At 48.5% G+C, this 16,791-nt stretch carries 19 protein-coding genes; 7 read left to right on the top strand and 12 right to left on the bottom strand.

Annotated features, from left to right (window positions below; translation table 11 throughout):
• Positions 1-108 precede the first annotated feature (108 nt).
• The 5 genes from CWB98_RS04455 to CWB98_RS04435 all read right to left on the bottom strand — a co-directional run bounded on the left by CWB98_RS04455 (position 109) and on the right by CWB98_RS04435 (position 3,158).
• Entirely contained in the window at positions 109-534 is a 426-nt protein-coding gene (locus tag CWB98_RS04455; RefSeq protein ID WP_054013885.1) for a hypothetical protein, read from the bottom strand.
• A complete protein-coding gene (locus CWB98_RS04450; protein WP_138543766.1) occupies positions 518-1,855 on the bottom strand; it encodes an ATP-binding protein in 1,338 nt (445 codons plus the stop codon). The genes CWB98_RS04455 and CWB98_RS04450 overlap by 17 nt, the downstream gene beginning before the upstream one ends.
• Positions 1,849-2,523, bottom strand: coding sequence for a response regulator transcription factor (locus CWB98_RS04445; RefSeq protein WP_054013883.1), 675 nt, complete (start codon positions 2,521-2,523; stop codon positions 1,849-1,851). The genes CWB98_RS04450 and CWB98_RS04445 overlap by 7 nt, the downstream gene beginning before the upstream one ends.
• A gap of 3 nt (positions 2,524-2,526) precedes the next feature.
• Positions 2,527-2,778, bottom strand: coding sequence for a PepSY domain-containing protein (locus CWB98_RS04440; protein ID WP_138543765.1), 252 nt, complete (start codon positions 2,776-2,778; stop codon positions 2,527-2,529).
• An 80-nt stretch (positions 2,779-2,858) separates the two neighbouring features.
• Positions 2,859-3,158, bottom strand: coding sequence for a YciI family protein (locus tag CWB98_RS04435; RefSeq protein WP_138543764.1), 300 nt, complete (start codon positions 3,156-3,158; stop codon positions 2,859-2,861).
• A gap of 229 nt (positions 3,159-3,387) precedes the next feature.
• On the opposite strand from CWB98_RS04435, the gene CWB98_RS04430 reads away from it, so the two are divergent.
• A complete protein-coding gene (locus CWB98_RS04430) occupies positions 3,388-4,812 on the top strand; it encodes a sodium-dependent transporter (RefSeq protein WP_138543763.1) in 1,425 nt (474 codons plus the stop codon).
• Positions 4,813-4,867: 55 nt separating this feature from the next.
• On the opposite strand, the gene CWB98_RS04425 is transcribed toward CWB98_RS04430, so the two are convergent.
• Positions 4,868-5,509, bottom strand: a complete 642-nt coding sequence (locus CWB98_RS04425; RefSeq protein WP_138543762.1) for a CPBP family intramembrane glutamic endopeptidase — start codon at positions 5,507-5,509, stop codon at positions 4,868-4,870.
• A 164-nt stretch (positions 5,510-5,673) separates the two neighbouring features.
• On the opposite strand from CWB98_RS04425, the gene CWB98_RS04420 reads away from it, so the two are divergent.
• Complete coding sequence (locus tag CWB98_RS04420) at positions 5,674-5,952, top strand: HU family DNA-binding protein (RefSeq protein WP_138543859.1); 279 nt, start codon at positions 5,674-5,676, stop codon at positions 5,950-5,952.
• A gap of 4 nt (positions 5,953-5,956) precedes the next feature.
• Here CWB98_RS04420 and trpA read toward each other — a convergent pair whose 3' ends face one another.
• The 6 genes from trpA to CWB98_RS04390 are packed head-to-tail and all read right to left on the bottom strand — an operon-like array spanning position 5,957 to position 12,477.
• Positions 5,957-6,763 carry a tryptophan synthase subunit alpha gene (gene trpA / locus CWB98_RS04415; protein ID WP_138543761.1) on the bottom strand — a complete coding sequence of 269 codons (807 nt, stop codon included), beginning with the start codon at positions 6,761-6,763 and terminating at the stop codon, positions 5,957-5,959.
• On the bottom strand, positions 6,760-7,944 hold the full coding sequence (trpB, locus tag CWB98_RS04410; protein WP_138543760.1) for a tryptophan synthase subunit beta: 1,185 nt from the start codon (positions 7,942-7,944) through the stop codon (positions 6,760-6,762). The genes trpA and trpB overlap by 4 nt, the downstream gene beginning before the upstream one ends.
• 7 nt (positions 7,945-7,951) lie before the next feature.
• Entirely contained in the window at positions 7,952-9,316 is a 1,365-nt protein-coding gene (trpCF, locus tag CWB98_RS04405; protein ID WP_138543759.1) for a bifunctional indole-3-glycerol-phosphate synthase TrpC/phosphoribosylanthranilate isomerase TrpF, read from the bottom strand.
• The gene (gene trpD / locus CWB98_RS04400) at positions 9,309-10,313 is read right to left on the bottom strand and encodes an anthranilate phosphoribosyltransferase (RefSeq protein ID WP_138543758.1); all 1,005 of its coding nucleotides are present in this window, start codon (positions 10,311-10,313) and stop codon (positions 9,309-9,311) included. Before trpD ends, trpCF begins: the two co-directional genes overlap by 8 nt.
• A 2-nt stretch (positions 10,314-10,315) precedes the next feature.
• Positions 10,316-10,906, bottom strand: coding sequence for an aminodeoxychorismate/anthranilate synthase component II (locus CWB98_RS04395; protein WP_171045407.1), 591 nt, complete (start codon positions 10,904-10,906; stop codon positions 10,316-10,318).
• Positions 10,903-12,477 carry an anthranilate synthase component 1 gene (locus tag CWB98_RS04390; RefSeq protein WP_138543757.1) on the bottom strand — a complete coding sequence of 525 codons (1,575 nt, stop codon included), beginning with the start codon at positions 12,475-12,477 and terminating at the stop codon, positions 10,903-10,905. Before CWB98_RS04390 ends, CWB98_RS04395 begins: the two co-directional genes overlap by 4 nt.
• 523 nt (positions 12,478-13,000) lie before the next feature.
• On the opposite strand from CWB98_RS04390, the gene rnm reads away from it, so the two are divergent.
• From rnm to rluB, 5 genes are read left to right on the top strand one after another with little or no spacing between them, the layout of a single operon-like run.
• Positions 13,001-13,846: an RNase RNM gene (gene rnm, locus CWB98_RS04385; RefSeq protein ID WP_138543756.1), complete on the top strand. Its 846-nt coding sequence runs from the start codon at positions 13,001-13,003 to the stop codon at positions 13,844-13,846.
• A gap of 4 nt (positions 13,847-13,850) precedes the next feature.
• A complete protein-coding gene (locus CWB98_RS04380) occupies positions 13,851-14,471 on the top strand; it encodes an L-threonylcarbamoyladenylate synthase (RefSeq protein WP_054013870.1) in 621 nt (206 codons plus the stop codon).
• A gap of 2 nt (positions 14,472-14,473) precedes the next feature.
• Positions 14,474-15,289 carry a segregation and condensation protein A gene (locus CWB98_RS04375; RefSeq protein WP_138543755.1) on the top strand — a complete coding sequence of 272 codons (816 nt, stop codon included), beginning with the start codon at positions 14,474-14,476 and terminating at the stop codon, positions 15,287-15,289.
• 50 nt (positions 15,290-15,339) lie between these two features.
• Positions 15,340-15,927, top strand: coding sequence for an SMC-Scp complex subunit ScpB (gene scpB, locus CWB98_RS04370; RefSeq protein WP_138543754.1), 588 nt, complete (start codon positions 15,340-15,342; stop codon positions 15,925-15,927).
• Positions 15,924-16,784, top strand: coding sequence for a 23S rRNA pseudouridine(2605) synthase RluB (gene rluB, locus CWB98_RS04365; protein ID WP_138543753.1), 861 nt, complete (start codon positions 15,924-15,926; stop codon positions 16,782-16,784). Before scpB ends, rluB begins: the two co-directional genes overlap by 4 nt.
• The last annotated feature ends 7 nt before the right edge of the window (positions 16,785-16,791 follow it).

The raw sequence follows: 16,791 nt of genomic DNA, 5'->3' as shown, positions 1-16,791 counted from the left end.
AAGGCTATCTGGCGCCTTAATCCACTTAAAAGCAACCTTAAAGTAAGCGTAAGCCGGTTGCCATCAGCCGCAGCAGGTAGATATAGGTTTTCACGCGGGTATTATGGGTTACTGGAGCAGAAAATCTGCCTGTAGCTCATGTGTATGCTGTTTAATAAACTCAATTTTACAGCGTTTATAGACTTTAGCTGCCATAGTCGCATTAGGCATCTGTTTTAGATAGCGCCATCGGCAGGCATCTTCCATATACCGCTCCTGATTTATAAAGCTACGCTGAATGATTGGCAGCAGCTGAGAGTTACCAGTTTCTTTTTGCAGATTTTCTGTGTCCATGACCAACTTGGTTATCCAGGTCTTCCTTTCACGCTCAAGCAACTCAATATTTCCATCCAGGCACATCAGGTACCGCTTGGCTTTTTCAGGGTGATCTGAATTGAGGTGGTCGCACTGTTGCAGGGTTAGTCTGGCTGCCTGAGCAGACACGCTGAGCGTTAACAGGGTAAAAAAGCACAGTGTTTTATTGGTTCTGTTCATAACTAAATTCTATTGTAAACTGAGCACCGCCCAGCTGGCTGTAATCAATGTCTATGCTTCCATGGTAGGAAGAGACGAGGTCAGATACAATGGCCATCCCCACACCATGGCCACTTTCGTAAGTGTCGAGTCGTGTCCCACGTTGGAGCAGGGTCTTTCTGTTTTGTTCAGGTATTCCGGGGCCATCATCGCTAATGATGAAGCGAACGCCTTTGCTTTGATTATATTTAACTTCTATATCGACCTGTGAATTACAGGCTTTACACGCATTGTCGATCAAATTGCCTAAAATTTCCATTAGATCGGTCTTATCACCTAAAAAAGCCGCCTCTGAGGGGCACTCAGAACTAAAGTTGATTTGCTTATCATGGTAGACCTTGGTCATGGCGTTTAGAATGGAACTCACCACAGGCTGCACCTGAGTTTGTTTTTTCCAGGTATCTGAGGCGCCTGATGCAGCCCGTTTTAACTGGTGTTCAATCATGGCATTGATGCGGTCAAGCTGTTCCTGGGCTTCGTCATTTTCCGCCAGCGGGCTAGATTTCAGCACGGCCAGTGGGGTCTTGAGCGCATGCGCTAGATCGCTCAGTGAGGCACGGTATCGTTCTTTCTGGCGTCTTTGTGAGTCCAGCAGTAAATTGAGATCCGCCTTAATGGTATTCAACTCAACCGGATAGAGGCCACTGATCTTATCTATTTCACCGGCTTCAACCGCTTTGATCTCCCTGTCCAGTCTTTGCAGTGGCCGAGCACTCCAGATAAAACCAAATGCCATGAGTGCGGCTATCATGACGCCCATTACCAGCATCCAGTTAACCAGAGTGTTACGAAACTGTGCCATTTGTGCGACCAAAGCCGAGTTTTTCTTTAATAGTATAAACTTAGCTTGCTGTGAGTGGCTGGCATTGCCGAGAATGACGGTCATACTCAGCTGCCAATAAAGTTCCTGGTTGTATTCAACCCGTTCGAATTCAGCAGCCCCAGCTTTACTTTGCGAAATGTCCGGCGTTACGGTTAAATTCATTGCAGATTCGGAGTGCCAAACCAGCGCGTTTTGCTGATAAATGAGTGCATAAGTGTCTGAGTTCAATCGGTTCAGCTCAGGTGCCAAGATGCTATTTGGCATTTCCATTGTTACAAAATCAACTTCGGAGATCAGAGAGTAGAGATGGGCTTCCAACGTTTTTTCTGTGGCGTCTACTAAAGTAGCGTAGTAGGCACGACCTATCGAGAAAAACAATGCGGGGAGGGCAACGATTAAAACAAAGACAAGGATAAATCCTTGTCTTATTTTTAGAGAGATTTGAGCGCGATTTACCACTGGTTTTTAAACCTATAACCTCGCCCTCTGAGGGTTTCGACAGGGTTCAGTGTGCCGTCTGGGTCCAGTTTCTTTCTGAGCCTGAGCACGAAGACTTCAATGACATTCGAGTCCAAATCAAAATCCTGGTCGTAAATATGCTCAGTCAGTTCCGATTTAGAAATAACCTTGTGAGGGTTGACCATCAGGTATTCAAGTACCTTGTACTCATACGCTGTCAGTGTCAGCTCGCGGTCTTCTACCCAAACTTGCTGAGAGCGAGTGTGGATTTTGACGGGGCCAATACAAATCTCCGGGTTAGCTTGTCCGGCACTTCTGCGGATCAAGGCGTTACAGCGAGCTATCAACTCCTCTGTGTGGAACGGCTTAGTAAGATAGTCATCGGCGCCGGCATCCAGCCCTTCGACCTTCTCCTGCCAGCGATCCCGAGCGGTTAAAATTAAGATGGGTAACTTAATGTCTTTTGCCCGCGCCTGTCGAATGAGTTCAATGCCATCAAGCTTAGGTAAACCCAAATCGACCACGGCTAAATCCAGTGGATACTCAGTTAAGTGAAAAAGACCATTTTCTCCGTCGTGGCATAGATCCACACTGTATTTTTCTTTCTCCAGCGCGGTACGCAGGTTCTCAGCCAGTTGTATATCATCTTCTATTACAAGAATTCGCATTGTTTAGTCCTTCTTCACTTCGCCCGTAACCTGGTGAACTTTTAAATCTATGATCCGACCATCGTCGCGTAAAATTCGCACAATGTAGTAATCTCCTTGCTTGGAGATTTTGAGGGTTTTACCCGCATACTGGTCGGTTGCAAGTTTAACTGCTTGTTTTTTGCTTATAGTGTCTTGCTTCTCGGTGGCCTGCGCAGAGTGTATCCCCAGTAAACAACAGATCAACGCTGTAGCAAAACATCTTGGCAACTGCATTTAATAAGCTCCACGGTTAGGGTTGCTTAACATCTTGTGGCACAGGCTAAAAGTGATCGACTTAACCCATGCTGAACTTGCTAAGGCAGTACTTTCTTGTATGGCTTAACTACGCTGTTCGCATAGACGCCAGCCGCGATGTAAGGATCTTCTGCTGCCCAGGCTTGGGCTTGTGTCAGGGAGTCAAACTCGGCGATGACCAGCGATCCGGTAAAACCTGCTTCACCTGGATCCGGGCTGTCGATGGCGGGCAAAGGGCCTGCGGCAAATAGACGTTGTTGCTGTGCAAGCTCGTCCAGTCTTGCCAAATGTGCTGGGCGTGCAGCCAGACGCTTCTGTAAAGAGTTTTCAACATCAGTTGAATAGATCATGTAAAGCATAAGATGCAAAGAATTATTGTGTAATTTGGGCCTATCATAGACCGAATCTCCCCTTTGTGTAAATGCTCCGGGCGCGGGTGTCGCGCTGGGCAATAAGCTATCTGTCAGGTGTAAAGCCGCCAGGTTTACGCTTCAGCGCGACGGATTAGACGTTTATACTTGAAATTTCGTGCGGATGGCTGGTAGAGTCCTTCGACTATTCTTATAAAATAATAATAAGGTTTTTCTTGTGAGCGCAAATCGTGAGCACTTCAGCTCGCGGCTAGGATTTATTCTCGCCGCAGCAGGTTCCGCAGTAGGGATTGGTAACCTGGTTGGGTTTCCCGTATCTGCAACAAAAAATGGGGGCGGTGCTTTTCTGCTAACTTATGCCCTGTTTGTTATCTTTATTTGTTTGCCAGTGATGATGGCTGAGATGGCGATGGGTCGAAAGGCACAAAAAGACCCTTATGGCTCATACAAATCACTGACACAAGGTGATAAAAAGTGGTCACTCGCGGGGGCGATTGCAGTATTAACACCGTTTATGATCGCAGTGTTCTACATGGTGATCACGGTATGGATTTTCGGTTACCTGGTTCAGACGGTCATGGGTAATCTTGACCTATTGGCAAATCCGGGCCATTTTGATGCGTTTGTGAACCAGTACTCTATGTTCATCTACATGGTATTTGTTGGCATTATTGTTAATCTGATACTGATTGGTGGTGTAAAAGAAGGGATTGAAAAAGCAGCTAAGTTTATGATGCCTGCCCTTTTTGTATTGCTGCTGGGTCTGGTGATGTATGTACTAACACTGGACAATGCCATGGAAGGGGTGCGTTACTACCTGGTGCCTGACTTTTCCAAAATGAATGCCAGTGTGCTCAATGGCGCCTTATCTCAGTCATTCTTTTCACTGTCGCTGGGGATGGGTATCCTCATCACATACGCGTCGTATATCTCCAAGAAAGATGACATTGTCGGTAGCTCCAAAATGGTTGCGATCACCGACTCTCTGGTTGCATTTATTGCGGGTCTGATGGTGTTACCAGCCATCTTTAGTTTTAACCCGGATACGGATCCCGCCCAGTTGAGTGACTCATCCGTGTCAATGATTTTCGTTTATCTACCCAAGTTACTTCTGGCACTGCAATCTGACATCGGCTATTTCGGAGCCTCAGCAGTGGCTTCGGTGTTCTTTTTGTTAGTCTTCTTTGCTGCCATCACCTCACTGGTTTCTATCATTGAAGTACCGACTGCAGCGCTGATGGAAGAGAAAGACATCAGTCGTAAGAAAGCACTGGGTCTGCTGGCATTGACTACCGGTGGTCTGACAGTGTTGTGTACTATGTCTTTTGGTATGGTGGGGTGGCTGACTGATTTTGTGAATTATGGTGGGGCCAGCCAGAGTATGTTTGCACTGATCTCTGACGTATTTTACGAAACCATTTTGCCATTCAACGGTTTACTGGTGTGTTTATTCGTTATGTATCGATGGAAAAAGCACAATCTGTCTGAAGAATTAGCACAGGGCTCACCAAACTATAAAGGGAGTTTAATGGAAAAGTACGTGAACTTTTCTCTGTCAACCTTTATTCCGGTTATCCTGTTGCTGATTTTTGTCAACACAGTGACCACTAAGTTCTTCTCTTTCAGTCTGTTTGGTTTCTAATTACCGACACGACAATTACTCTCGGGCGTCAGCATGACCGCGGCGCCCGGGAGTCCTAAAAAGTAACGCCAGAATCTAAGTAATGACCTAATCCCAGTGTAAACACCCACAAGCCCCAGAGGCTGTGCTCAAGCACACATACTGCCAGAGAGCGACTATGCGCATAGGTATAAGCAAACAATAACCCACCTGCAAAAGACAGCGCTATTGCCACCCAATTATCATAGACACAATGGGCCAGGGCGAAGACAGTAGCACTGAGTACAACCCGAGTGGGTTTCTGAGGTAAAATGCGTTTGTAACGGTGGAAAAAGTAGCTCCTAAACACAAGCTCCTGAGGTAAAACCGATAAAATTGGATAAGCTATCAAAAGTATCAACCAGTCATCGGTGGAATTGAGTGGCATATCAAACCAGCTCTCCTGGTTGACCAGACCATAGAACATAGCCGAAAACAATGCCCCGATAAAAAATGTTGAAAACAATCGCCGTTTAACCGTCGAGAAGGTTCCGAGGCTGGTGAGGCGAAAACGTTTGAAATGAGGATCGGTCAACAACAAATATGTACACACAGCTGTGAGTATAATAAGTGCCGGAAATAACCAATTGGCGAGTTGATGGCGAAATGCATAGGCAATAACGGGTAACAGAAAAAACACCAAGAATAGTTCGCACCAGCGATATTGGTTAGCGTTCAATGTGACCTCTGGGTAAGTCTGAAAGCGTTAGCCTAACTATAGTCAAGGCAGCTCAACTCGGGTATGGCAGGGCAAGGAAAACTTCGTTTAATCCGCTCAAGATTGACATTTGTGACAGAAGTCCTTAGCCTGCCTCGCTTTGTTGTATAAAGACGGATTGCATGATGAATAAAAGTGAACTGGTTGCTGCCATGGCGGCACATAGCGAATTGACCAAAAAAGACACTCAGGCGGCACTGGGGAGTCTGTTGAAACTTATCACCAAACGTCTGTCCGAAGGGGATCAGGTCCAGCTCAATGGAATGGGCACTTTTACTTTAAGTTATCATCCGGCTAAACCGGGCAGAAACCCGAGAACCGGCGAAGAGATCATGATTGAAGGGCAAAACAAAGTGCTGTTTAAGCCAGCCAAAGCATTCAAGGATGCGCTGGCTGACAAATAACGTGTTAACGCTGGGTCGCGGCTTTCATGTCGCGCACAAACGCACATAGCGCCTGATACATAACAGGTTTGTCATCCAGGTGCTGCTCAATGATTTTGACCACCGCAGAACCAGAGATAGCACCTGCGGCACCAGAGTCCAATGCGGCTTTGACCTGCTCCGGGGTAGAGATCCCAAAACCAAGCAAGGCCGGAGCGGCATGGTATTCGGTAAGCTTGGTAATGATCTCATCCGTGGGCATCTGTACCTGACTTTCTGTGCCTGTGACTCCGGCACGAGAGAGCAGGTAGGTATAGCCTCTGCCATAACTGGCGCACTCACGCAGTGTATCGTCACTGGCATTAGGCGTTGCAATGAAAATTGGTTCAATACCGGCTGCTACTGCCGCTCTGCGGAACAGTTTGGATTCATGCAGTGGCACATCGGCAACCAACACGGAATCAACCCCCGCGGCTTTGGCTTGCTGGTAAAAACTCTCCAGACCTCGTGCGAAAATCAAGTTAGAGTACAATAACAACCCAATTGGAATATGGGGATATTGCGCTCTGATGGCACTGATCACCTCAAAACAATCCTCTGTGTTGATGTTTTGCTCCAGCGCACGGATGTTTGCAGCCTGGATCACTGGACCATCAGCAATGGGATCTGAAAATGGGATCCCTAATTCCAAAGCGTCAGCGCCGCCTTCAATCAGGCTTTTAATGATCGCCAGACTAGTTTCTTTGTCGGGGTCGCCGATGGTCACAAACGGCACAAAGGCTCCTTGTTGCTTGTCCTTTAGCTGTACAAACATGTCATTGTAACGGCTCATAGCTCACCTCGCGCTTCTAATACCTGATGGACATGGGCCAGGTCTTTGTCGCCGCGGCCGCTTAGATTTACAACAATCACTGTATCCTGCTCCTGTGCTTCTGCATATTTCAGGGCATAAGCCAGAGCATGGCTCGACTCCAGCGCTGGAATGATCCCTTCATGTTTAGCCAATGACTGGAACGCCGCCAGCGCTTCATCATCGGTAACGGCAACATACTGTGCGCGGCCGGTTTCATGCAGGTAGGCATGTTGAGGGCCGACCGCAGGATAGTCCAGACCTGCAGACACAGAGTAAGATTCTTCAATCTGACCATCCGGATTTTGCATTATGTAAGTGTAAGCGCCATGCAAAATGCCTTTGGTGCCTTTACACAATGCGGCACCATGCTCTTCGGTATCCAGACCCTTACCTGCAGGTTCGATACCAATCAATTTAACATTTGCCTCGTCAATAAAGTCGGCGAACATACCAATGGCATTTGAGCCCCCGCCCACACAGGCCATTACTACATCCGGCAGTTTACCCTCTGCCTCAAGGACCTGTTGCTTGGCTTCTTCACCAATCATTTTCTGGAACTCACGCACCAGCGTTGGGAAAGGGTGCGGACCTGCTGCCGTACCGAGCAGGTAGTGAGCCGTTTTATAGTTGGCAGACCAGTCACGCATCGCTTCGTTTACGGCATCTTTAAGTGTACCGGACCCCGCAGTAACCGGAATGACCTCGGCACCCATCAGGCGCATGCGGAATACATTCGGTTGTTGACGCTCAACGTCTTTTGCGCCCATGTAAACGCGACATTTCAGACCCAGCAGTGCACAGGCCAGTGCTGTCGCAACACCATGTTGTCCTGCCCCGGTTTCTGCGATAACTTCCGACTTACCCATACGTTTTGTGAGCAGCGCCTGACCTAGTACTTGGTTAGTTTTGTGGGCACCACCATGCAATAGATCTTCACGCTTGAGGTAAAGTTTCACTTTCGGGTTTTTAACCAGGTTTCTGGTCAGCGTGAGTGGAGTCGGACGACCTGCAAACTCATTCAGCAGCTGATAAAACTCTTGCTGAAAAGCCGGATCGTTTTGTGCTTTGTTAAATTCCTGCTCAAGTTGTTTGAGCGCCGGAACCAGCAATTCTGGGACAAACATGCCGCCAAAGTCGCCGTAATAGCCTGTATTAATCATTTCCACCTCAGTATTTACGAATTGTGTTAAAAGCTTTGTTCAGTTTATCTGCGCACTTTTTGCCAGGGCTGCTTTCCACACCAGAATTCAAGTCGAATCCGGCTGCGCCCAGGAAGGTTGCGTGTGTTAAGTTGTCTGCGCTCAGGCCGCCCGCCAGCATAAATTCGCCGGATGTATTGCTTAGTAATTGCCAGTCAAATACTTGTCCTGTACCGCCAATCTGACCTTTTATCTTAGTGTCGTACAAGTGTTTGTCGACGCCTTGTAATGGTTCTGGCAGGCGGTCCGTGATCCCTTGTGCTTTCCAGATCTGGCAGTTAACGGGCAGTTGTTGACGCAATTGTTCGATATAAGTCTGTGACTCAGTGCCGTGTAGTTGTACTGCACTGAGTGTAAGGATACGGACATGTTCGACGACTTGATCAAGCGGTGCATCAACAAAGACACCCACATAATTTAGCGGTGCGCTGTCTACAACGGCTTTTGCGCAGTCGATGTCTACATAGCGTGGTGACTTGGGATAAAAAATTAACCCACCATATACGGCGCCAGCCTCGTAGGCAGCAATGGCATCTTGGCTGCGGGTCAGGCCACACACTTTGTTTTCTCCGAGGATCAGCTTACGGCAGGCTGTTTCCAGGTCCTGCTCCGCCATCAGCGAGCTGCCGACCAGGAAGCCGTTGCAGATAGGGGCCAGTCGCTTTACATCGGTATGCGTGTAAATACCAGACTCAGAGATCACGGTTTTATCGTCAGGGATCAACTTGCGCAAACGCTCGCTGGTGGCCAGGTCGGTACTCAAGTCTCTGAGGTTACGATTGTTGATACCAATCAATCTTGCGTCCAGTGCTAATGCCCGGTGTACTTCTTCTTCGTTGCTCACTTCAGTCAGTACGGCCATGTTCAGGCTGTGAGCCAACTCTGCCAGTGCACAGTAACGCGCATCGTCAAGCACGGATAGCATGAGTAAGATGGCGTCACCCCCGCTTAAACGGGCAAGATAAACCTGATACTCATCAATAAAAAAGTCTTTGCAAATGAGTGGCTGAGCAACCTGAGTGCGCACATAGCTAAGGTAGTCAAAACTACCTTGAAAGTACTTTTCGTCGGTTAGTACACTGATACAAGAAGCGTAACGGCCATAGACGTTGGTGATCTCGTCCAGATCGAAATGCTGACGGATCAAACCTTTCGACGGCGAGGCCTTTTTGCACTCCAGGATGAATTGCGTACCGGGCTGGCTCAGTGCGCCGTAAAAATCACGATCACTTGGCGCTATCTGCTCAATAAAGCTAGCCAGAGGGCGAGCTTGCCTTCTTGCCGCGACTTCGACTTCTTTGTCTGCAACAATTTTTTCTAACACATTAGCCATGACTGACCTCCACGATGTCAGCAAGTTTTTCTAAGCAACGTCCCGATGCCAGTACTTGTGCAACCTGGGCGCTGGCTGATTTAAGATCCGATGCTTTGTTTGTCATCACCATCAGGGCGGCCACATTGGCAATGATGGCCGCATTGTGTGCCTCTTCGCCGTTTCCACTCAGGATATCGCGCGTCGCTTTGGCATTAAACTCGGGTGTGTCGCCGGCAATGGCATCGAGCGGGTACTGTTTTAGTCCAAAGTCTTCGGGTGTGAGAGTATATTCTGTCAGCACGCCCTGATTTAGTTCAGTCACCTGTGTTTCGCCGTGTAAGGCAATTTCGTCACATCCTGAACCATGCACCACCATCGCCCGTTGTGTGCCCAGCTTATTCAGCGTTTCGGCCATGGGGCGACACAAATTGGGATCATACACACCCAGCAGCTGTACCTGAGGTTTGGCAGGGTTTGCCAGCGGTCCGAGAATATTGAACAGAGTACGGGTTTTTAATTTAGTGCGTACTGGCATCGCGTGTTTAACGCCGGTGTGATAATGCGGCGCAAACAAAAAGGTAAAATTGGTTTGTTGTAAACATCGCGCGCCCGCCTGTGGGTCCATATCCAGATTAATGCCAAGCGTTTTTAACAGATCCGCAGATCCAGACTTACTGGACACACTGCGGTTGCCATGTTTTACCATAGGTATGCCACAGGTCGCAGCCACGATAGCCGCCGTGGTGCTGACATTAATGGTGTTGGTGCCATCGCCACCGGTGCCACAGCTATCGGCGCACAGCAGGCCTTGTGTATCAAATGCGATGGCATGGTCGCGCATCGCTTTTGCCGCCCCAGCGATCTCTTCGGCTGTTTCGCCTTTGATTTTCAGCGCGACCAGAGCAGCAGTGAGTTGTACTTCATCAAGTTGCCCTTGCATAACGGCGCCAAAGAGCTCGGTGGCGGCGGCAAAATCCAGCGACTTTTGTTCTAGTAATAAATTTAAACTTTCCATGTCTACTCCTGGGAAGTGAGGTAGGCGATGCTTTGCTTTAATAGCTGGGCGCCGCATGGGGTTAAAATTGATTCAGGGTGAAACTGATACCCGATCACCTTATCATTCGGGTGGAAAATCGCCATGGGGATTTCTTCATACTGGGCGATGACCTCAAGGCATTCGGGGACCTGAGTCGCCATTAGTGAGTGATAGCGCGCTACCGGAAACGATTTTCCCAGCCCGTCAAAAACAGGGTGTGGCGTCACAGAAATATGAGATGACTTACCGTGTACTGTTTCTCCGGCATGGCCAATTGTGCCGCCATAGCTTTGCGTGAGTGCCTGCTGGCCCAGGCAGATCCCCAGCATGGGATATTTGCCTTTGCACAGGGCTATCAGCTCAAGTAAACAGCCTGCATCTTTTGGCGCCCCCGGACCCGGAGACAAAACCAGAATCACCGGGTCGGTTTCTTGTTCCATCTTTGCAAAAATCGTTTCGGCGTCCAGGTGATTGCGATACACCACCAGTTCAGCGCCAAGGAGCGACAGTTCGTCAACCAGGTTGTAAGAGAAGGAGTCAAAGTTATCAAGAAAATATATCTTAGGGATCATGCCTGCTCTCCTGAATAAGTCGACTGAATTGCTTTGATCACGGCGCTGGCTTTGGCGCGGGTCTCATCGGCCTCGGCTTGCGGGGTTGAGTCATAGACAACGCCAGCTCCGGCCTGCACCAGAGCCTGACCGTCTTTCACAAAGGCTGAGCGGATCACAATACATGAATCCATTGCACCATCGCCTGTCAGGTAGCCAACCGCGCCGCCATAGCTGCCACGTCGGTGCTGTTCTGTATGTCTGACCAGCTCAGCTGCTTTGACTTTTGGTGCGCCAACCAAAGTGCCCATGTTCATACTGGCCTGATAGGCGTGCAGTGCATCCAGATCTGGCTTAAGCTGACCGACTACACGAGAAACCAGATGCATCACCTGAGAATAGCGGTCAACTTTAAGTAGTTCTTTGGCGTGGCGGGTGCCCGGTATGCTGATCCGCGCCACATCATTACGAGCCAGATCTACTAACATCAGATGCTCGGCGCGCTCTTTCTGGTCGTCTCTGAGTTCCAGTTCGATACGGCTATCCAGATCCGGGTTAATGCTACCGTCGGCAAATTTTCCGCGTGGGCGCGTGCCAGCGATAGGGTAAACTTCAACCTGATTGCTTTTTTCGCAGTATTTCAGTGCAGACTCGGGGGAGGCACCGAATAATACAAAGTCCTCATCACGCATGTAGAACATATACGGGCTGGGATTTTGTTGTTTGAGCGCCATATAGGCCGACAAAGGATTTGCACAGGGCAAAGTAAATGTTCTGGAGGGAACAACCTGAAAGATGTCGCCATCCACGATATGTTGCTTCAGTTTGATAACCTGCTCTTTATACGCTTCGTCGCTGATATCAACATGCACGTCGCAACGGCCTTTGACTGGTTCAGGCGTAAAGGCTTGCAGATCATCGCACTGCCGGTTAAGTACTTCCAATTGGCGGCCGACTTCAAAACAATTGGCGTGAACATCAGGTCCATTAAACACATTACCGATTAGCTCTGTAGTTTGCGCCTGATGATCGATGATCAACAAGGTTTCAGCAAGGTAGAATACGTAGTCTGGACAGCTGTTGGCGCCATCGGCGACGTCGGGCAGTTGCTCAAAGTTGGCCACCATATCATAGGCAAACACGCCACCCAGAAACAGCGAAAACGGTGTTTCTGAGTTGCACTTTATTTGGTTTATACAGGTTCTGAGCGCACTGAATGCGTTATCAGCCTTGAGTTTCGCGTATTCATCCAGATCTGCCGGTGTATCCCGGTAAGTAATGGTCAGCACTGAGTTACCTAGTTCTACATCACAGTTTTCGACTTCCTGTGCCAGATAGGGCAGCAGTTGTTCACCGTTATTTGACAGAGCACGGACTATCACGCTTTTACCCTGGCACTCAAAGCGCAGTGCCGTGTCGACCAGAATAATGCTTTTCACATTATCCTTGGAGTCTATTTCGGCAGACTCCAATAACAGCGAATTGGGTTTGTCCAGCGCTGCGTACAGAGACAGGGGACTGGCGATATAGTCGCGCCGTAACCGAATGCTGGTTACTTCCCCGGGTTGTGTCGTTATATGACTAAAAATCACACCTCATTCCTCGTAATTTTTATAAAATAAGCTAAAAAAAACCCCCGTAAGCGGGTTGCTTGCGGGGGTCTGTTTATTAGATACAACAATGCCGTCCCGCTAATTCAGGCACCACCACCAAGACATAGATACTGTGAGGTTTACTGTATTGTTGCTCATTTTAAAACTCATCATTAATCGAAAAAAATCTATAAAAAAACCCGCGGGGTTAGCGCGGGTTTATAAAATCTTGCATGCACAACGATTCACCCGCTAAATTACGAGTGCCACCACCAAATGTTTAAAGTTGTTTGTGTTTTCATTTGTTAAGTCATCGTTATGTCATTTCAGTGCCAACAGTAAACCGTACTAAGGGTTAAAGTGTCAAGGGCAAAGTCGAAAAAATCCACTGTGTACCTAAAAATGGTTATTTTGACTGACTAATAAGCTGCTATCTCGTTGTTTGGTGTCATGAGATAAACACACCTGACATTAAAGAACATGATATACTAAAACCTGCAAATTTTTATGAGGTTATGAGAGTTTGATAAAATACGACTTACACAGTCACAGTACTTTTTCGGATGGTCGTTTGGCAGTGAGCGCTTTACTTGAACGGGCAACCGAAAGAGGAGTGGACGTACTGGCCATTACGGATCACGACACGGTGGCTGGTCTTGCCCCTGCGCGCACTTACATAGCAGATAAACAGCTGCCCCTGTCTTTGGTCTCGGGCGTAGAAATCTCAACCAAATGGGAGAGTTTCGAAATCCACATCGTTGGTCTGAATATCGATGAAAACGCTGATGCGTTAAACACCCTACTTGCCAGTCAGCAGCAAAAGCGCCGAGAGCGTGCCAAAGAGATCGGTGCGCGGCTTGCTAAGCGTGGCTATGAAGGCATATACGAAGAAGCACAATTGCTTGCCGAAAACGCCGAAATTACCCGTGCTCATTTTGCCAAAGCGCTGGTCGACAGAGGCGTCGCCAAAAACATTCAGGGCGTATTTAAGAAGTATCTGGGTCGTAACAAAATTGGTTATGTCCCCAGCAGCTGGTGCAGCATGGCACAAGCCATTGAGGCGATACACAGTGCCGGCGGTGTAAGCGTACTGGCGCATCCCGGACGCTATCAAATGTCGAATAAGTGGCTCAGAAAGTTACTGGACGAATTCAGTGCAGCCGGCGGAAAAGCGATGGAGGTGGCACAGCCTCAACAAGCACCTTCCGAGCGGCAGTTTTTGGGTCAGTTGAGTCGTGAATACAACTTACTGGCCAGCCAGGGATCTGACTTTCATTATCCAACAAACTGGTTGGATCTTGGAAAAAACCTATACTTACCAAAAGATTGCCAAGGGGTTTGGCAGTTCTGGGGCGCGACAGAGGAGTGACAGCGTGAGCCAATTTTTTCATATTCATCCCGATAATCCACAGGGTCGTCTTATCCGTCAGGCCGTTGATATCATTCAGCAGGGCGGGGTGTTAGTTTATCCAACTGATTCTGGCTATGCCATCGGCTGCAGCCTGGGTAATAAGCAGGCCAAGGAGCGTATCGAGCGCATCCGTGGCATCGAAAAGCACCATAACTTTACCCTGATGTGCCGGGATTTATCTGAGTTGTCGACGTATGCTCGTGTCGACAACCAAATGTTTCGGATGATCAAAAACAATACACCTGGCCCGTACACTTTTATTCTCAAAGGAACCAAAGAAGTACCGCGGCGTTTGCTCAATGAGAAGAAAAAAACCATCGGGATCCGGGTGACTGAGCATCCTATCACGTCCGCTCTGCTGGCCGAGTTGGGGGAGCCTTTGATGTCTTGTTCACTGATCTTGCCTGATGAGCAATTTACAGAGTCGGATCCTGAAGACATCCGGTTGCGTCTGGAAAAACACGTTGATTTGATCATTCATGGTGGTTATCTGGTCGAGCAGGCGACCACGGTGATTGATATGTCAGACGACGAGGTGGTGATCCTTCGCCGAGGTTGTGGCGATACGGCCCCGTTCGAATAATCATGAGTGACCAGCCAGTCCAACAGAAACTGCCACTGGCGTTTTTACATGGAGAAGCCGTACTGGAAAAGCCGGAGGATCTTTATATTCCTCCTGACGCACTGGAAGTGATACTGGAAACATTTGAAGGTCCCCTTGATCTATTGTTGTATCTGATCAAGCGCCATAAATTAGATATTCTTGAACTACCTATACTGAGCATTACGCAACAATATGTTCAGTATGTGGAGATGATGCAGGATATGCAGCTTGAATTGGCCGGAGAATATTTGGTTATGGCGGCTTTATTGGCACAGATAAAGTCTCGTTTGCTGCTACCTGTACATGAAGAACTGGAAGACGAGGAAGACCCTCGCGCGGAATTGGTCAGAAGACTTCAGGAATATGAGCAGTTCAAAACAGCCGCCGAGAACTTAGATCAGTTACCCCGTGTTGATCGGGAGATTTTTGTCGCTCGTGCTTTGATGGAGGAGTCCGAGGAGCCTCAGACGCGCCTGCCGGATATAGAAATGGCAGAGTTGTTGCTGGCACTCAGTGATGTCATGGCTCGGGCAAAAACCTTTGAGCATCACCAGATCAGTGCCGAAGTGTTATCTACCCGAGAGCGTATGGCAGCAATTCTTCAGTTTTTGTCGGAACATCCGGAACCAGTAGAATTCACTCGGCTGTTCACTCTGTCTGAAGGGCGTAGCGGCGTAGTGGTGACGTTTATCGCCATGCTGGAGCTTTTAAAGGAGCAGTTAATTAATTGCTTACAGGTGGCGCCTGCGACTACTCCTGCCAGTGCAATTTATTTGTCATTAAAGCTACAAGAGTGACGCGGGCTCTGTCATAATACGCCGCTTTAGACTAGCCTTATCCTACTTGCATGAAACGTCGTATCAGTGATGAACAATTGGTTGAACTGGTGGAAGCTGCCATATTCGTTGCCGATAAGCCTTTATCGCGTAAACAACTGAAAGAGACCGTTTTACTGGATATCAATGTATCTGATAAACGGCTCCGTGACGCACTGGATACCCTGAGTGAACACTATCAGACCAGAGGCGTCAAACTGGTTGAAGTTGGCACCGGTTATCGTTTTCAGGCTTGTGCCAGTTTAAGTCCCTGGCTCAGTAATTTGTGGCAGGAAAAAGCACCCAAGTATTCCCGTGCAACACTTGAAACGTTGGCTCTGATAGCTTACCGACAGCCCATTACCCGGGGCGAAATTGAGCAAGTGCGTGGCGTGACTGTCAGCTCTAACATCATTAGGAGCTTGCTGGAGCGTCAGTGGATAAAAGTGGTGGGCTATAAAGAGGTGCCGGGCAAACCGGCATTGTATGCAACGACCAGACAATTTTTAGACTACTTTTCGCTTAACGGGCTGGATATGCTCCCGGAGCTGCCGCCACAACAGGGCGAAAAGCTAGATCAGATGTTAGATGATCCTTCTGTGAGAGAACCATCAGAATGAGTGAGAAGTTACAAAAAGTTTTGGCACGCGCAGGCGTTGGCTCGCGTCGTGAAATGGAAAAATACATCGAAAGCAACCGCGTCAGTGTTGATGGCAAGGTGGCTAAACTGGGTGACCGCGTAGAAGAAAACGCCGTGATCCGGGTCGATGGACATATTGTTAAAGTAGAGCAACAGGAAGAGCGGATCTGCCGTGTGTTGATGTACCATAAGCCCGAAGGCGAGCTGTGTACACGTAAGGACCCGGAAGGGCGTCGCACTGTATTTGATCGCCTGCCACGAATTGAAGGCGATCGCTGGATTGCCATAGGTCGTCTGGATATCAACACCTCAGGTCTGCTGTTATTTACCAATGACGGTGAACTGGCCAATCGCCTGATGCATCCCAAATACGAAGTAGAACGCGAGTACTCAGTTCGGGTGTTTGGAGATGTTACCAACGAGCATCTGCGTAATCTGAAAAAAGGCGTAGAGCTTGAGGATGGCCCGGCAAAGTTCCTGAAATTGGTACCTCGCGGTGGTGAGGGCCTGAACAAGTGGTTTAACGTGACACTAACGGAAGGCCGTAACCGTGAAGTGCGCCGCTTGTGGCAATCACAGGAGCTGGAAGTATCCCGTCTTATTCGCGTGCGTTACGGTAAGCTTGAACTGAGCAAGCGTTTGCCTCAGGGCGGCTGGGAAGAGCTCAAGCTGGAAGATGTAAACTATTTGCGCAAGTCGGTAGGTTTACGCCCCGAAACGCAAACTAAGTTGTCAGTGATGCCTGAAAAGCGCAAAGATAAGCGTGCTAAAATCAATCGCATTCGAAAGGCAGTAAGCAAACACAACCAGCGTCTCAAACAGAGTAAGCGCCGTTAACACATAA

The sequence above is a fragment of the Pseudoalteromonas rubra genome (assembly GCF_005887115.1).
Taxonomy (GTDB): domain Bacteria; phylum Pseudomonadota; class Gammaproteobacteria; order Enterobacterales; family Alteromonadaceae; genus Pseudoalteromonas; species Pseudoalteromonas rubra_F.
The sequence above is the reverse complement of the archived record's forward strand: the minus strand, read 5'-3'. Positions and strand labels throughout refer to the sequence as shown.

Excerpts from the sequence above, each read along its gene's own strand:
- trpCF (WP_138543759.1), bottom strand. The coding sequence starts at position 9,316 with ATGGCTAATGTGTTAGAAAAAATTGTTGCAGACAAAGAAGTCGAAGTC.
- CWB98_RS04440 (WP_138543765.1), bottom strand. The coding sequence starts at position 2,778 with ATGCAGTTGCCAAGATGTTTTGCTACAGCGTTGATCTGTTGTTTACTG.
- scpB (WP_138543754.1), top strand. The coding sequence starts at position 15,340 with ATGAAACGTCGTATCAGTGATGAACAATTGGTTGAACTGGTGGAAGCT.
- trpB (WP_138543760.1), bottom strand. The coding sequence starts at position 7,944 with ATGATTAATACAGGCTATTACGGCGACTTTGGCGGCATGTTTGTCCCA.
- rluB (WP_138543753.1), top strand. The coding sequence starts at position 15,924 with ATGAGTGAGAAGTTACAAAAAGTTTTGGCACGCGCAGGCGTTGGCTCG.
- trpA (WP_138543761.1), bottom strand. The coding sequence starts at position 6,763 with ATGAGCCGTTACAATGACATGTTTGTACAGCTAAAGGACAAGCAACAA.
- CWB98_RS04445 (WP_054013883.1), bottom strand. The coding sequence starts at position 2,523 with ATGCGAATTCTTGTAATAGAAGATGATATACAACTGGCTGAGAACCTG.
- CWB98_RS04375 (WP_138543755.1), top strand. The coding sequence starts at position 14,474 with ATGAGTGACCAGCCAGTCCAACAGAAACTGCCACTGGCGTTTTTACAT.
- trpD (WP_138543758.1), bottom strand. The coding sequence starts at position 10,313 with ATGGAAAGTTTAAATTTATTACTAGAACAAAAGTCGCTGGATTTTGCC.
- CWB98_RS04455 (WP_054013885.1), bottom strand. The coding sequence starts at position 534 with ATGAACAGAACCAATAAAACACTGTGCTTTTTTACCCTGTTAACGCTC.
- CWB98_RS04420 (WP_138543859.1), top strand. The coding sequence starts at position 5,674 with ATGAATAAAAGTGAACTGGTTGCTGCCATGGCGGCACATAGCGAATTG.
- CWB98_RS04395 (WP_171045407.1), bottom strand. The coding sequence starts at position 10,906 with ATGATCCCTAAGATATATTTTCTTGATAACTTTGACTCCTTCTCTTAC.
- CWB98_RS04435 (WP_138543764.1), bottom strand. The coding sequence starts at position 3,158 with ATGCTTTACATGATCTATTCAACTGATGTTGAAAACTCTTTACAGAAG.